This is a genomic window from Natrarchaeobaculum sulfurireducens (assembly GCF_003430825.1).
GTDB lineage: Archaea > Halobacteriota > Halobacteria > Halobacteriales > Natrialbaceae > Natrarchaeobaculum > Natrarchaeobaculum sulfurireducens.
This window is the reverse complement of the sequence record NZ_CP024047.1, coordinates 1,146,514-1,162,234: the sequence shown is the minus strand read 5'-3', so window position 1 is coordinate 1,162,234 and position 15,721 is coordinate 1,146,514. Positions and strand designations below refer to the sequence as shown.

Genomic DNA, 15,721 nt, shown 5'->3' with positions numbered 1-15,721 from the left:
GAACGATTTAGGCACACACGGCCGGTACGGATGAGATATGCCCGTTCCGAAATCCGAGTTCGACAGCCTCCCGCCGTGTGATTTTTACACGCCCAAGGAGCTCTTCGAGACCGACCAGATGTACACCGTCTACGAGATCGCTCGGCTCCTCCAGGGGCTCGAGGCCGACGTCAACATCGATCGGGAGACCGAGGACATCCTGCTCGACTGGGCGATCCCGTGGATCATGACCAACGCCGACGACCTCGTCGTCGCCGAGCCGCGACACGACGACGAACCCGGCTACTACGGACTGAAAGAGTAAAAAGCGACGCGAGAACGGAGAACGTATCTCCTGGTTGACAGCCGTCACACCCGGCCCGTCACATCTGGCGAGCCATCTGTGCGGCCAGTTCGACGTGATCGTAGGGCTGGTTCGTCACGCTCGGGCCGTGTCCGGTGTGTAGCTCCGCGAGGTCGGATGAGATCCGCTCGAGAACTCGATCGATGCTCTCGATCAGCGTGTCTCGGTCGCCTTCTGCGAGGTCGGTTCGGCCGAAACTGCCGTTCTGGAAGACCAAATCGCCTGCAAAGAGGACGCCCGCGTCCGCCGAGTGAAAACAGAGGTGATCGTCTTTGTGGCCGGGGGTGTGTAACGCCACGTACTCGTGATCGCCCAGCTGAATCCGTTCTTCGTCTTCGATCGCGTGATCGACGCCCTCGATCGACGGATCGTAACCCCAGGCGTCGACGTCGAAGGCGTCTGTGACCGCCTCGAGATTCTCGACGTGGTCCGAATGCGTGTGTGTGAGGACGACTGCGTCGAGGTCGTCGACGCGGTCACGGATTCGGTCGACGACGTCGAAATTGGCTCCCGGATCGACGATGACCGTCCGTTCACCGCCGACCAGGTAGACGTTGCTCGTAAACGCTCGTACACCCTGTGCGAGATTGTCGATCATGTCCGGGGCTACACCGTCGAGTGGTTTGTGCGTATCGACACACGGCAGGCACGACCGCGATTTTCCCTGTATTCACAAGCATTTTGAACTCCGCCACGTAGTGGTAACTGAATGAACCGGCCGGTTTCTATCGGAATCGTCGTCCTCGTCGTCGTTGCCGGGCTGTTCGGGCCGATGGTGCTGGGCGGCGCCGCCGCCGAACGGGGGGATCACGGGTCGCCAGCCGTAAGTGCCCCGTCGACGACTGCCGTAACTGCAAGTTCTGACGACATCGGTTCGGGTGACTTCGATACGACGACGTTCGATATCACCGTCCACGAAAACGGGAGCGCGACCTGGACGTTCAGGTACGAACTTCGACTCGACGAAGGTGACGGCTCGGCGACGCAGGAGAACTTCGAGGCGTTCGCCGAGGAGTTCGAATCCGAAGAAACCGGTATGTACGTGCAGTTTAGAGAGCAAGCAGTCGCGATGGTCGATGGGAACGATCAGACCGATCGGGAGATGGAGGCATCGACGTTCAACCGATCAGCGACCGTCGACGGACAACTCAACTCGATGGGAGTCGTCGAGATGTCGTTCCAGTGGGACGGATTCGCCGAGACCGACGATGGGGCAGTCGTCGTCGGCGATGTCTTCCAAGACCTCTACATCACTGACGATCAGTCGATCGCCATCCAACCCGGCGGCGACCTCGAGTTCCAGCGTGCAGAACCCGAACCGGACTACGTGGGCGCTTCGCTTTCGGACGCTTCCTCGATCCAGTGGAGCGGCGAACAGGAGTTCCTCGACGGCCAGCCCCACGCCGTCCTCGAGGAGCCTGATGCCGGCTCGACCGGCGACAGTGGTACGTTGTCCGACGGAACGATAGCTGGCGACAGCCCACTCCCTTGGGCGCTCGCACTCTTCGTCCTCGCACTCGGCCTCGCTGCAGGGGCCGTCTGGTACCGCCGATCTTCCGGGGACACTGTAGGCAGTTCGTCCACGGCGACCGGCCCGACCGACGACTCCAAAGACAATCCCGGGACCACCACTCGAGACGACACCGATGAGCACGCTACAGCCGACCCACTCTCCGACGAGGAACTTCTGACCGACGAAGACCGCGTCGTCACCCTTATCCGTGAGAACGGCGGCCGGATGAAGCAAGTCAACATCGTCGAAGAAACCGGCTGGTCGAAGTCGAAAGTGAGCATGTTGCTGTCGGACATGGAAGAAGACGGGACCATCAGCAAACTCCGGGTCGGCCGCGAGAACATCATCAGCCTCGAGGGGTTCGAACCGGAAGCAACGAAATCCCCATTCGACGAGTAATCGGCGCCGAGGCGTGCGAACGCAGCCCATCGCTGGGTCGAAACGCAACTCTTAAACGAACTACCGCGCAATAATCGATTGCAGACGAAGTCCAACGCGCTCCGTTGGTGTAGTCCGGCCAATCATATTGCCCTCTCACGGCAATGACCAGGGTTCGAATCCCTGACGGAGCACTCCATCCTTTCGCTGTCTCCTGGTTTCGAGCTGTGGCAACAGGTGTACTTCGATGTTGCCCCAGGGCAATCCGATTCAACGGGTCGACGTATCGTTTCGCCGTCTGTCGATTAGACGGTTTTGCCCAACATCCCGATTCAACGGATTAGTGTTCGGAAGAAATAACAGTTGGCGATCGGCAACTGCGCAGCCATTTCGGCAGAATTCCGGGAATAGACGGGTGACAGCGTACATAAATTGGTTCCAGTCCCTCCGTCAATTGGGTCCCGGCTATCCCGTCCAGTGTGATTTCGATGACTGACTTAGACGAGATCACGTTAGTTACGGGACCGTCAGAGGCCACGCTGAACGAGCGACAGTTGGTTGACTATCGGTCACAGCGGAGAGATTGTCTTCGATGGTTACTCCATTTCGGCAAAGATCCTGATCATGCAGAGGGGTACGCTTTTGAAACTGTTCGAGCACGCGCCAGTCGCATGGACATGTTTTACCGATGGGTTTGGGAGACTGAGGATCGATACGTATCTACTCCGGACCACAGACATGCTGACGCCTATCTGAAGGATCTCGCCTATCGAAATACCAGTAATGCTGATAAATCAAACCATCAGAAAGCCGTTCAGATGCTGTTCAAATGGCGCACGCACGAGCATGGGATAGCAGAATGGACCCCATCAATCACGTTTTCAGCGTCAAATTCTGCGGCTCAACCAAAGGACTTCTTTACTCGCGAGGAACGAGGGCTGCTTCGTGATGCGGCACTTGAGTATGGGAGTATACCAGGATACGGCGATCTCTCACCATCGGGTCGTGACCGGTGGCGTGCATATCTCGCACAGCGGTTTGAGAAACCAAAATCGGCGGTGACTTCCGAAGACTGGGAGCGAGCAAACGGCTGGAAAATTCCGTCGCTCGTCGCGACAAGTTTGGATACAGGATTACGACCAATCGAAGTCGCTCGAGCGCGTACGTACTGGGTTGATGTGGACAATCAGGTGTTGCGGATTCCCAAAGATGAAAGTTCGAAAAATCGAGACAACTGGGTTGTGAGTTTACACTCACGGACTGCCGATATTCTCCACCGATGGATCAACGAGCGAGACTCGTACCTGGATTACGACGAAACAGACACACTCTGGTTAACCCGTGAAGGGAATACGTATCGGTCGTCGTCGCTCAAATATCTCCTTCAACAGCTTTGCGAAATTGCCGACATTGATACAACGAATCGGACGATTAGTTGGTACACGATTCGTCACTCCGTAGGAACGTACATGACTCGAGAAGAAGGATTGGCAGCAGCACAAATGCAACTACGGCATCAGTGCGAACAGACGACGATGAAATACGACCAAGCCCCGGTTGAAGACCGACGCGACGCCTTAGATCGAATGGGATAACGGTTATCACAACTATACTCATCCACCGCTTGCATTATACTGTTTAAACTATAACGACATATTTCAATCCCGTTCTGGGTTTTCGGTGTCCTGCGACGCTGTCGCTCGAGAAGCACAGTGGATCTCTACTTTGTTTCAATCCCGTTCTGGGTTTTCGGTGTCCTACGACCTGAGGTTCAGGCGATGAAAGAGCGAGGTCTGACCGTTTCAATCCCGTTCTGGGTTTTCGGTGTCCTGCGACTCGAAACGATCGGCCGGAAATCCACTGGCCAACCCGTTTCAATCCCGTTCTGGGTTTTCGGTGTCCTGCGACCGCGGGACGTCCGGTCCGATCCCACCAGCCTAACTGGTTTCAATCCCGTTCTGGGTTTTCGGTGTCCTGCGACCCACGGTTTGTAGGCGGTGATGGTTCCGATATACTGGTGTTTCAATCCCGTTCTGGGTTTTCGGTGTCCTGCGACCCTCCGCATCCTCAAAGTCTCGGACGCGGTAGCTCGTTTCAATCCCGTTCTGGGTTTTCGGTGTCCTGCGACGCCATCGCCCGCTCGAGTAGGGACTGCATTACGCGCTGTTTCAATCCCGTTCTGGGTTTTCGGTGTCCTGCGACGCGACCGCCCGATGACGATCTCGTCGGTCATGTTTCAATCCCGTTCTGGGTTTTCGGTGTCCTGCGACACGGCGACGAGACCGACGACGAGCGCGAGCGGCCGGAGTTTCAATCCCGTTCTGGGTTTTCGGTGTCCTGCGACTGTCCGATGAAACATCTACCCATCCGCCGTCATTAAGTTTCAATCCCGTTCTGGGTTTTCGGTGTCCTGCGACTTGACCGGGACAGTCTGAACGCTCGGAGGGGCACAGTTTCAATCCCGTTCTGGGTTTTCGGTGTCCTGCGACATGGAGACGAGGACGGGAACGGTCGCGGCCGGCGGGTTTCAATCCCGTTCTGGGTTTTCGGTGTCCTGCGACAAGCGGCTCACTTAGTGCTCGGGAGTGATCGGCGCGGTTTCAATCCCGTTCTGGGTTTTCGGTGTCCTGCGACGGCCCCGCTCGGTACTGAATGAATCCCATCGGAATGTTTCAATCCCGTTCTGGGTTTTCGGTGTCCTGCGACGAGTGGTTGAAGATCGGCTCCATCACCGACCAGACGTCCGTTTCAATCCCGTTCTGGGTTTTCGGTGTCCTGCGACTCCTCGGTGTTCTCGAGCAACGGCAGGAGCGCACGCGGTTTCAATCCCGTTCTGGGTTTTCGGTGTCCTGCGACAAACCCACCGCCGGACAAACCAGAAAGTGAATACAGTTTCAATCCCGTTCTGGGTTTTCGGTGTCCTGCGACCGCTCGAACTCGAGGTGAGCTACGAGAACCGTACGCTGTTTCAATCCCGTTCTGGGTTTTCGGTGTCCTGCGACACGGCGAATGTGATCGGGAACGCGAACGCTCCGAAGTTTCAATCCCGTTCTGGGTTTTCGGTGTCCTGCGACCCGTCGACCGCGTCCACGAGGTCGTCCGTGTGCACGGCGTTTCAATCCCGTTCTGGGTTTTCGGTGTCCTGCGACAATATGGCCGTCTCGGAAGGCGAATCTATCGACTCGGTTTCAATCCCGTTCTGGGTTTTCGGTGTCCTGCGACCACGCTTCGGAGTTCGGAGCACAAGGGCACTCGGTTTCAATCCCGTTCTGGGTTTTCGGTGTCCTGCGACAACGAAATCGACGACTACGACCCGGACGACTGGGGCGGTTTCAATCCCGTTCTGGGTTTTCGGTGTCCTGCGACGTGACTGCCACGTCGATGCGTGTGCCGTCGAACGTGTTTCAATCCCGTTCTGGGTTTTCGGTGTCCTGCGACCTGCCGGGCGTCGGGCCGTCCTCTAACAGCGGCCCGTTTCAATCCCGTTCTGGGTTTTCGGTGTCCTGCGACTCGTACTGATTATCATGCATGTGGCTACCAGAGCCGAGTTTCAATCCCGTTCTGGGTTTTCGGTGTCCTGCGACGCCACAAGAGCAACTTCGTCGATCGTGACGCCAAACGGTTTCAATCCCGTTCTGGGTTTTCGGTGTCCTGCGACGGCCTTGTCCAGTAGGTCGTGATCCGCAAGCGTCCGGGTTTCAATCCCGTTCTGGGTTTTCGGTGTCCTGCGACGCCAGATTAGACGATCCAAGCGGGGCAGAGATCCAAGTTTCAATCCCGTTCTGGGTTTTCGGTGTCCTGCGACAGCCGGCGTGGATCGACGACGACGTGAGTGTCGACCGGTTTCAATCCCGTTCTGGGTTTTCGGTGTCCTGCGACGCCGTTCGAAGAGATCGAGACGTACGAGACGACAGTGTTTCAATCCCGTTCTGGGTTTTCGGTGTCCTGCGACATCGCAACGAGGATCATCACGAAAGCTCAGCAGCGAGTTTCAATCCCGTTCTGGGTTTTCGGTGTCCTGCGACATCCCGAAGGCATGACCGACACCGATCCACAACCGACGGTTTCAATCCCGTTCTGGGTTTTCGGTGTCCTGCGACTGGGACTTGGCCTCGTCCCGCCCGAAGACTCCGCAACGTTTCAATCCCGTTCTGGGTTTTCGGTGTCCTGCGACAGGGGGTTAAGATACACTGATCAGCGCTAAAAGCGTTTTTCATCAAGCGATAGTTTGCCTATCGTTCATGGACCGGGGCTGTCCACGGATTTTAAAAAAGTCCATGAAGCTCACTGGCTACCGCGACCGCGAAGATACAATTCTCCGGCAAACGTCGATTGGACGATTTTCGTTCGACCGTGCTTCTCAGCTTGAACAAGTCCTTGTTCTTCAAGACTACTTATGTGACGCGTAATCGAACTCTTCGACCGATCCAACTCCTCAGTGAGGGTTGGTACGGAAACACATTCGTTCTGATCGACGATCATGGCCAGTGTCGAAGCGACATTATCCGGAACTGACGCTGTCATCGCAGGCGACTCGAGTTCGCGAACAGAACCATCGATATCGCTGAACGACAGCGTCGCATTGGTCTGTTCGCTGTGTACAAACGACGCGGTCGTCAGCGGGACAAGGATATCGCGGGCACCACCACTGAGATTGACGATAACGTCACCATTCGCATCAGTGATGATGTCGCTGCATTCAAGTACAGCAGTCGGATAGTCGTCGTAGGTAATTCGCTTGAGTGTGAGCGTCACGTCCGGCTCAATCTCGTTGAGAAGTCGTTTGATGTCCTCGATTGCTTCTGTCGCCCGTTGTTCGTCCGATTCCTCGTTCGGACGGAGCAAGCAAATTTCGTCTCCCGGATCGACCCCACGACTGAGAACTGGACGAACGACACTGGTCGAGTTGTAGCCGATTGGGGAGACGTACGTACGCATATCGAACATGATCAAGGACGAGCAGGAAAAGTCCACCGTTGCAGAAAGGTGAAACCGTTGGGCGAAGATTGCTTTTTCGCGCAACTGTTTCAAATAGCCGACAACTTTATTTGTTACGTCTCCGACGGTTAGTTCGTATCGATCACATGGGAGAACTAACAGAAAAAGTTTCGCGTGCCAGACGTGTCACGCTTACCGTTCGGCCGATCGAACGGTTTCCAGTCCCGAAGTCGGACGGCTATCCGCTCTACGGGGCACTACTTGGAGTTCTCGACGACGCCGACGAATCAGTGAGCAAGCGCGTCCACGATTCTCCGCTTGGGAGCTTGCACAACAGCGGCCTCCATGGCGTCTTCGGTGATAGCGACCGACCCCATCACAAGTCGGTCCGTCCAGATGAGACATACGAGGTCACGCTTGGAATCGTCGATTCCGATGACGAGGCAGTGTTCCAGGCGCTCGTCAAAGAACTCGTGCTTGAAGGATCGACGACCGAGCTCACCAATGGCACGCTCCGGGTGGAATCGTTCGAGAGCGAAAACGTGAGCCACGAGGAGTTGCTCAAGCGTGCGAGCGATCTCAACGATCCTTCGGTCACGATCCGATTCCGGACGGCGACGTGTCTCGAAGAGGCCGATGACGTGACGACGATGTTCCCTCATCGTGTCGCGGTGTTCCGATCGCTACTCAATAAGTGGAACCAGACTGCGCCTGACGAGCTGGAAGTCGAGTTGACTCGAGATGCGTTACTGTCGTCGGTAATCGAGAAGCCCAACGCACGTACGTATCGGACGCATAGCGTGCTTGTTAATCGCGTGAAAAACGGCGATGGCGAGACGCGAAATCTGTTCAAGCAGGGATTCACCGGCGAGTGTACCTATGCGTTCAAGGATGCAAGCGAGTCCGTCCAGAATGCCGTTGTGGCACTCGCGTTGTTCGGTGAGTATAGTGGCGTCGGAAGCGCCGTGGCTCGAGGGTGCGGGAACGTGAGTGTGGAGGTGACAGCATGAACCCAGAAGCTGCTCGAGAGGCTCACGAAACGCTTGTCGGGAGTACGGACCTATACTCGAACGTTATTGATGCAGCAGGTCAATACGACGCAAAAGTCGATTCTAGCGCGAACTCGTCGCTGGCTGCCCATATCCTGAACGCAGTAACGATTGGCGTGAATGCGTTCGTCTATGAGGCTGTCGGACCGGATGAAGATCTGTTCGAGGAGTATAGTGAAGACATTCGTGTGCTTGCATCCGCTCTCGCTCTTCACGATACGGACAAATTTGTTCGTGAGGCACACGGAGCTGACGTCGATGGAAATACCGCAGAAGCGTTCGACTGGTACTTTGACCCGGAACCTGACAAAATCGGAGAGTTACGTAAAGCCGATCCGTTCGGAATAGAAGAGTTCCTCGGTGAGGGATATCGCGACGATCTCCAGTATCTTGTTCAGCGAACCGAAACGACCGAGAATAGTACCGAAACACGAGGTATCAACACCGATTTCAACGGACTCGAGCGGTACTGTCGAATCGGAGATAGCACTGCGTCGGTTGCACTCCGTGAGGGTGTCGACGGTGCGTATGAACAACTTCAGACACTGATGGGGGCGGATGATGTCCATCTCGTTACGTTCACGCAACTCGAGCAGCCGATCTTGAACGATACACTCCTCGCCACAGCAAAGGAGGTTATTGCAGGTGAAACGGGCGAGGACCCGTATGGAGTCGTTGTCGGTAGTTCACCGGCCGCGATCGTCTATCTCGGCGACCCGATCGACCGATCGACTCTCAGGACCGCTGTTGCAGAGCGGGTTCCGAAACGAATCAGTGCTGACTTCGAATTTGACTGCAAGCTCAACTGGAATTCGTTCGACTACGATATCTTGGCTGAGGTCAGCATTCCAGTTGAAGAGAAAAAACAGAAGATAGCTGACGCGTTCCGCGAGCTTCTCGGGCGGGGATCCGCAGGCGTCGAACCGTTTGAGCATATACCTGAGGAGTTTGACGGATACTTTCCGGTATTGGCGAAGGGCATCTACATCGATGGAAAGTCAGAGTTTGATGATCCAGCAGTCCAAGACGCGTATAATCAAATCAAAGAAGATCAAGGCCCCCAGAAGGTCAAACTCCACTTTATCGCGTATCTCGTTCAGCACCACGAGGAACACGCCGGCTTCCTCGAGACTTTCGCCGCAGATGTCCGCCCCGAGCTTCACGACGATCTCGAGCCGGAAACAGACGCGATCGGTGCCGTCGTCGATCGATTCTTCGATGGACGGGTTTCCCAAACTCTTGGCTCGAAGGACGAGATGTGTTTTCTCTGTGGCGCGGAAACGGACACAAAGTATCAGAAGGGGCTCAGTGCAGTCTACCGAACGCAAGAGTACTCTCGGCGTGTCCCCCCACATGCAAAGTACAAGTCTATCTGTGAAGTGTGTAATCTCGAGTATGCCCTTCTCTCACACCTCTGCGAGCAACATGATGTGAGTACCAACAATTCACTCGAGATTGCGTACTTTTACTTCGATGACTTCCTCGGAGATGTCCGGGTCCGAAGCCAACGGGTCGGCAATATCGTCCAAGGAGACAGTGACGAACTGGACGATCCTGAAGTGAAAGCTGAGTTGGTGAAACCTCAGTATTTCCTCCAGCCCGTCTACGTTCTAAACGAGAACCACCGGATGGCAGTTATCCGGCAGGTAATGGAGGCAGCCCGAGAATCCGGGATGAAGGTGGTCGTCGGACGACCATTCACGCGCTTCGAAAGCGCGGATACGGTCTTTAAAGACGAGGAGGCCACCCGACCACAAGAACTCCTCGGGCTGGACGAAGCCGAGCGATTCGGGCCGCTTCCCGAATTCGTTGACGGGAATCAGTCGGAGTCACATCTCCGGCGTACACTCCAGCTATTCAAGATCATGAGCATGATCGGGCAGGAGGCGAACATGAGCAATCAGTACCTCCATCTCGATCGCGACACCTTCCACAGCATCGCCGACTTCGCAGTCGTCAACCACGACAATGCGGTCAGGCTCTCGGATCTTCGAGAGTATTTCGAAACTTATCATGAAGATGCACTCATGGACATGAAAACCGTCGCCGAACGAGGAATCGACCTGTTCGGCCAACAGTACGACAGCAAGTATAAGAAAACGAAAGTGTTCCGCGAGGCACTCGATGCGTTCCTCAGCGGAAAGAACCAGCAAATGGATGACGATCGGCTCGTCGAGTACGTTGAGAGCCAGGTGTACGCTGCAGCCGATCGCGAAGACTACGCAGGAAATGCGACACCTGAGCAGGCAGAGGCGTTCGTCGAGGCGATTCGGTCATATCTCCTCGAGAACGACCTGTATGACCTGAAGAAGCTCTCGGACTGGGAAGACGCGCTCGTCAACTCGTACTACTACGCATACGAACAAGCACTTCAAGATCTCCAATGACACTCGAATACCCCGACAAAGGTCTCGTCGAATCGTTCGATATCTACCGAAAAGAGAAGCCGTCCGTCACCCTCGTCGTAAAACGAGATGTGACTGAGCCGACGCTGTTCCGTAATTCGAACCACGATCGAGCGGAGACACAGGAGTTCGGCGACAAGCTTCACGCCCAGGTAAACGGTGAGAAATTCACGAGCAAGGAACGACTTACAGGGCTTGCGTTGCTTCGCGGCCTGGACGAGGAGTTTGTCCACGAAGAGTACGCGTACAACGAACCCGAAACGCTCGAGAAATCGCTCAACGTCGGGACAATCACCTACGGACTTGCCGGAACGGGCGATCAGGACTTCGCGATCAAATCTCGGGTCGTCGAGGGGTACACGTACACCACCGACGAGTACGACCTGATGAACAAGGAGACGCGAAACGCCGTCTACGAATCGGGAACGATGAGGAACGAGGACGGCGGACAATCCGAAGCTCTCTTCGACTTCGTGAAAGTCCAACCCGGCAATGATCTCGTACACTTCGTCACGCTCGAGGCGGCGACGGGTCCGATGTTGCTGTATGTCCTACACAATATCCTGAACACTGGCAAGTACGGGGCTCGAGAGACACGGACAGGGCGGAACATCCGGAACGATGTGCTCGGCATCATCCTTGGAAACCACGACACGTCACTGTCGACTGGGGAGCTCCTGATGGAGTATCACGACGAGGGTGACGACCTTCGTGCGAGTATCGGCGAGTACGTCTCGGACGTGAGCCGTACTGACTGGGACGTCTACGGTGACTTTGAAGATGCCAACGACGCACCTGATTGGTTCGAGCGACTCCAGGCAGTCGCTGCGAGAGAAGCCGACGACGCTGACGAGGTGCTACGCGAGGAGTTCGAAAGTCTGCTGGAGGGGGCGAAAAGCAAACTCCTGGACGATGATTGAACAGACGTTCGAAGCAACGTTGTACGCCCCGCTCTTTTACTCCAGTTCGGAAGGGCGGGCGATCCGAACACAGCCGACGCTCTCGGCAACGGCACTCATGCATGCCCTCGGATACCGGTACTTCGGTATGGAAAAACGGTATGCCGAACTCGGAGACGAAGCGACTTCGCCAGACTATTCACACCTCGCGGATACGTCGTTTTTCGTCACGGACATGCGGCCAGTCGCTGTCCAGACGGACGAACGGACATTCCGAAGTACTGACTTTCGATCAGAGCGACATTTCACGACGAACGACCCGGACATCGCGGATCAGGTCGCCGGGACGAAGTCGGTGCCTTCGGTTCTCGAGAACTCGGGGGCAGCCTACCAGACGATGCGTAACTACGTCGGAATTACGCCTGGTTCGACCTTCGAATTTACCGTCTGGAGCGAAGATGAGCTTCCAGATCGGCCTTTCTTCCGGATGGGAATCAAGCAGACTGGTGAAATCCGGGCGAAAACCTCGGATCTGGATACGCTGGTCTTGAACAAGTACCTCCTTTCGGAGGTCTATGGTCTCTCCGACGAACTTCTCGCAAAGTTGATGGAACGAAGTCAGTCGTTCAAGCGAGGCAACGACCCGCGATTACAGCACTTCGTCGGACCGGACCCGGGCTTCGTCCGTGACTGGATCTTGCCAGAGGTTCTCTGATGAATCAGTTCGAAGTAGCTGGTGCGTCTCTCGCGACGGAACCGCCGGAACCCGCACTTGAGGAGCGCGGATTTGAATACGCTCGTGCGTTCCAGAACCGTGTTGTAGAGTGGATTCACGACGGGACGGAACCCGTTGCTGTCGTTCGAGCACCAACTGGGGCAGGAAAGACGGCCACGTTCTACGAACTCATCGACTCACGAGAAATGTCGTTGCTCGTCTATCCGACAAACGCTCTGTTAAGACAACAACGCGAGCGATTTGAGGACGATGGGATTTCGGTGGCTGTTCTCAATGGGAATACTCTGGATGGACACGGACATGAACGGACTGAAAGTCTCCTCCAGTACGTGAATACGTACGCTGCTGACCATGAGGTCGTTCTCACGAACCCAGACATTCTACAGGCCGTGATCCAGGCTATGTACCAAGGCGGTGAGCCGATGCGGTTTTTTGACCAATTCGATGCAATCGTCTATGACGAGTTTCACTTCTACGACGCGCTCGCTGCGAGCGGGTTGTTACTCCAAATAAAGATACTCGAGGAACGCCGACCGGATCCAAAAATCCTACTTGCTTCAGCAACACCAAACGAGGACTTCGTTAACTTCTTGCGCGAGCGAGTCGGTCTCAATCTTTACGATATCGACGCCGACTACGTCGAAAATGGCGATCGGTTTCGACAGGCCGTTAAAGTCGTTCGACACGAGGAACAGAAGTTACTGGATCAGCGTGAAGACGTTGCCACGGCACTTCGGGACGAAATCGAATCAGCAAGCAGTTACGACGAACCACACGCTGTTGTCGTGTTCAACAGCGCACGAGACAGCAACAAGTTCCACCAGTTCTTGCACGACGAGTATCCGGTTGTCTACGAACATACCGTCAAGGATAACGGGTTCGACACGAACGACGAGTCGGTCGATCTCGACAGTGAGGAGTTCTACGTGCTCAATACAACGAGTAAGGGCGAAGTCGGGCTGGACTACGACATCACGACACAGTACATGGAAAGTCCACGATCCGCGAGCGCCTTCCTTCAGCGATTTGGCCGTGCCGGTCGAGAATCCGAAGCGACAGTCCACCTCTACGGACTTGGTCAGGGTTCGTGGGGTGACGATGTCGACTTTCCCACGTTCGCTTCCCAGGTTTACGAGGGTCTCGAGGCAACCGAGATGAACCACGACTGGCTCTCTGACCTCGTTGGTTTTCGAGCGGCCTACGCAATTTCGGTCCGAGAGAACAGCTCAGGATGGTTCAACGAGGAGTTGCGAGAAGACTTCGAGGCGAACATCGAGCGATATGATCGTTGGCGTGGATTTATCGCGAACATCGAACGGGAGATCGGCGAGATTAAAGACGGGTTCAGTCCCGGAAAGTACCAGGAGAACGACCCGGAAGCCAAGCTGTTGCAGTTCACAGAACACTGCTTCCAAGTATTTCGTGGACTCCGTGGACAATCGTTACCGGCATCGATCAAATACCCACGAGGCGATCGACTCGGTGTGACGACCTACGATCTGACGACGACGCTTCGCCACTACGACATCTCGCACGTGGAAAACGACGATATTCTCGTTCTCGAACCATCGGACGACGATAGACTCTCACCAGTAACAGCACGACTTCCCGAATATGAAACAGAGCCGACACGGTACGACAAGCCAACAATCGAGATTGAGGACCTCCTCCAGACGAAGATTCATCGTCAGATCGATCAACTCGAGTTAAGCGACGAGTTTGAGGTTAATACGGACCTCTTACATCGGTTCTTCCGTGTCATACAAATCACAAACGCTGTCGTTCCAAGCCGCATTACGACCGCAAGCTACGAGATTGAGATCGATTCGGGCCGCAATGGACCGCCAACGATCGACATCACCCAGCGAGTGATATGAGCGAGGAATTGGTCAACGTGTCCGACTTGAACCAGCACGCGTACTGCCCGCGTCGGTACTGGTATCTCCACTTCTACGACACGCAAGGGCGCAACTACGAGCGGATCGAGGGAAAAACGAAACACGAGAACCAGTCTGAACGGGGTAACTGGCTGAATGAACTCTACCTCGAGTCCGAACGCCTTGGCCTCAAAGGGAAGATCGATGTTCTTGATCTTGAAAACGGTCGAACTGTCCCAGTCGAACGAAAACGAGCAGAGAGCGGTGATTACTACAAGAGCGACGAAGTACAGCTCGCAGGCTACTGTATGCTTCTTGAGGATCATCTCGACGAACCAGTCCGGCAAGGTGCGATCTACCTCTATGAAACCGACCAGCGAATGCATGTACCAATCACAGAAGATCACCGCGAAACAGTCCGAGAACAGATCGATGCAATGCAGTCTATGACTGTCGACTCAATCCCACCGTTTACCGACAACCCGAAAAAGTGCGAGGCATGTTCCGCACGTGAATACTGCCTGCCGGAAGAAACAGCCCGACTCGAGCCTAAGAAGGTCCGCGGAACGGGCTGGGAGGGTCGAATATGAAACCGCCGGAAGGAATGTTTGACGAGTCGGTCATCTACGTGACCAGACAAGGCGCACAGGTTCAGGTCGACGGTGGTAGAATCGTAGTATGGGACGTTGACGGCGACGAGGGTGAGCTGGCTTCGTTCCCGATTGAGAAACTTGATACGATCAACGTCTTCGGGGGTGTCAACTTCAGTACGCCCTTTGTCGCTCGAGCAAATGAACACGGGATCGTCCTCAACTACTTCACCCAGCACGGCAAGTATCGAGGGAGCTTCGTCCCCGAGAAGAATACGATCGCTGAAGTTCGACGGGCGCAATACGACCTCTCGAGAGATGAAGAACTCGCCATTGCTCAGCAAATGATCGCTGGCAAAATTCGCAACGCACGGACACTCCTCTCGCGGAAAGGCGTCCGTGGGACAGACGTACTAAAAGACCTCGGCGTTCGGGCAGAGTCCGACACGACGAAAGACGACCTCCGTGGGACAGAGGGTGAGGCCGCAGAGCGATATTTCCATCTTCTCGACGAGACGCTCGTCGATGGCTGGACATTCGAGAAGCGGACAAAGCGACCACCCGAGGACCACATTAACTCACTGTTGTCGCTAACCTACGTCTTCATGAAAAACGAGGTTCTGTCGGCGCTTCGCCAGTACAACCTCGACCCGTTCCTCGGCGTGTTACACGCCGACCGCCACGGTCGTCCCTCGCTCGCACTCGACCTCCAGGAGGAGTTTCGCCCAATCTTTTGTGACGCCTTCGTCGTGCGCCTGGTCAACCGTGGCGTGATTGATCACGAAGACTTCCGGAAAGACAATCGGCTGAGTGACGACGCCTTCAAAATATACCTCGAGAAGTTCGAGAACTACATGAACGAGGAGTTGACTCATCCTCACTTCGAGTATACTGTCACGCGCCGAAAGGCGGTCAGACAGCAGGCAATCCTACTCCGAAAGGCAATCACCGATGAACTCGAGATGTACCATTCTCTCACTTTCACGAAATAAG

At 55.4% G+C, this 15,721-nt stretch carries 12 protein-coding genes, 1 tRNA gene and 1 CRISPR repeat array; of the genes, 11 read left to right on the top strand and 2 right to left on the bottom strand.

Going from position 1 to position 15,721, the window contains the following annotated elements; genetic code table 11:
- Positions 1-37 precede the first annotated feature (37 nt).
- A complete protein-coding gene (locus tag AArc1_RS06890; protein WP_117363677.1) occupies positions 38-304 on the top strand; it encodes a DUF5827 family protein in 267 nt (88 codons plus the stop codon).
- Positions 305-362: 58 nt separating this feature from the next.
- On the opposite strand, the gene AArc1_RS06885 is transcribed toward AArc1_RS06890, so the two are convergent.
- Positions 363-941: an MBL fold metallo-hydrolase gene (locus tag AArc1_RS06885; protein ID WP_117363676.1), complete on the bottom strand. Its 579-nt coding sequence runs from the start codon at positions 939-941 to the stop codon at positions 363-365.
- A 111-nt stretch (positions 942-1,052) separates the two neighbouring features.
- Here AArc1_RS06885 and AArc1_RS06880 point away from each other — a divergent pair, with 111 nt between their 5' ends.
- From AArc1_RS06880 to AArc1_RS06870, 3 genes are all read left to right on the top strand, one after another.
- On the top strand, positions 1,053-2,255 hold the full coding sequence (locus AArc1_RS06880; protein ID WP_117363675.1) for a helix-turn-helix transcriptional regulator: 1,203 nt from the start codon (positions 1,053-1,055) through the stop codon (positions 2,253-2,255).
- Positions 2,256-2,353: 98 nt separating this feature from the next.
- Positions 2,354-2,428: transfer RNA gene (locus AArc1_RS06875), tRNA-Glu, on the top strand.
- A 294-nt stretch (positions 2,429-2,722) separates the two neighbouring features.
- Entirely contained in the window at positions 2,723-3,829 is a 1,107-nt protein-coding gene (locus AArc1_RS06870) for a tyrosine-type recombinase/integrase (RefSeq protein WP_117363674.1), read from the top strand.
- Positions 3,830-3,889: 60 nt separating this feature from the next.
- Positions 3,890-6,408: a CRISPR direct-repeat array (repeat unit 37 nt; unit sequence GTTTCAATCCCGTTCTGGGTTTTCGGTGTCCTGCGAC).
- 110 nt (positions 6,409-6,518) lie between these two features.
- Here AArc1_RS06870 and csa3 read toward each other — a convergent pair.
- Entirely contained in the window at positions 6,519-7,172 is a 654-nt protein-coding gene (csa3, locus tag AArc1_RS06865; RefSeq protein WP_117365805.1) for a CRISPR-associated CARF protein Csa3, read from the bottom strand.
- 146 nt (positions 7,173-7,318) lie between these two features.
- Here csa3 and cas6 point away from each other — a divergent pair, with 146 nt between their 5' ends.
- From cas6 to cas1d, 7 genes are read left to right on the top strand one after another with little or no spacing between them, the layout of a single operon-like run.
- Positions 7,319-8,182, top strand: a complete 864-nt coding sequence (gene cas6 / locus AArc1_RS06860; protein ID WP_117363673.1) for a CRISPR system precrRNA processing endoribonuclease RAMP protein Cas6 — start codon at positions 7,319-7,321, stop codon at positions 8,180-8,182.
- Positions 8,179-10,608 carry a hypothetical protein gene (locus tag AArc1_RS06855; protein ID WP_117363672.1) on the top strand — a complete coding sequence of 810 codons (2,430 nt, stop codon included), beginning with the start codon at positions 8,179-8,181 and terminating at the stop codon, positions 10,606-10,608. Before cas6 ends, AArc1_RS06855 begins: the two co-directional genes overlap by 4 nt.
- Entirely contained in the window at positions 10,605-11,546 is a 942-nt protein-coding gene (cas7d, locus tag AArc1_RS06850) for a type I-D CRISPR-associated protein Cas7/Csc2 (RefSeq protein WP_117363671.1), read from the top strand. Before AArc1_RS06855 ends, cas7d begins: the two co-directional genes overlap by 4 nt.
- On the top strand, positions 11,539-12,240 hold the full coding sequence (locus AArc1_RS06845) for a hypothetical protein (RefSeq protein ID WP_117363670.1): 702 nt from the start codon (positions 11,539-11,541) through the stop codon (positions 12,238-12,240). The genes cas7d and AArc1_RS06845 overlap by 8 nt, the downstream gene beginning before the upstream one ends.
- Positions 12,240-14,138, top strand: a complete 1,899-nt coding sequence (cas3, locus tag AArc1_RS06840) for a type I-D CRISPR-associated helicase Cas3' (protein WP_117363669.1) — start codon at positions 12,240-12,242, stop codon at positions 14,136-14,138. Before AArc1_RS06845 ends, cas3 begins: the two co-directional genes overlap by 1 nt.
- On the top strand, positions 14,135-14,728 hold the full coding sequence (gene cas4 / locus AArc1_RS06835; RefSeq protein ID WP_117363668.1) for a CRISPR-associated protein Cas4: 594 nt from the start codon (positions 14,135-14,137) through the stop codon (positions 14,726-14,728). The genes cas3 and cas4 overlap by 4 nt, the downstream gene beginning before the upstream one ends.
- The gene (cas1d, locus tag AArc1_RS06830; protein ID WP_117363667.1) at positions 14,725-15,720 is read left to right on the top strand and encodes a type I-D CRISPR-associated endonuclease Cas1d; all 996 of its coding nucleotides are present in this window, start codon (positions 14,725-14,727) and stop codon (positions 15,718-15,720) included. The genes cas4 and cas1d overlap by 4 nt, the downstream gene beginning before the upstream one ends.
- The last annotated feature ends 1 nt before the right edge of the window (position 15,721 follow it).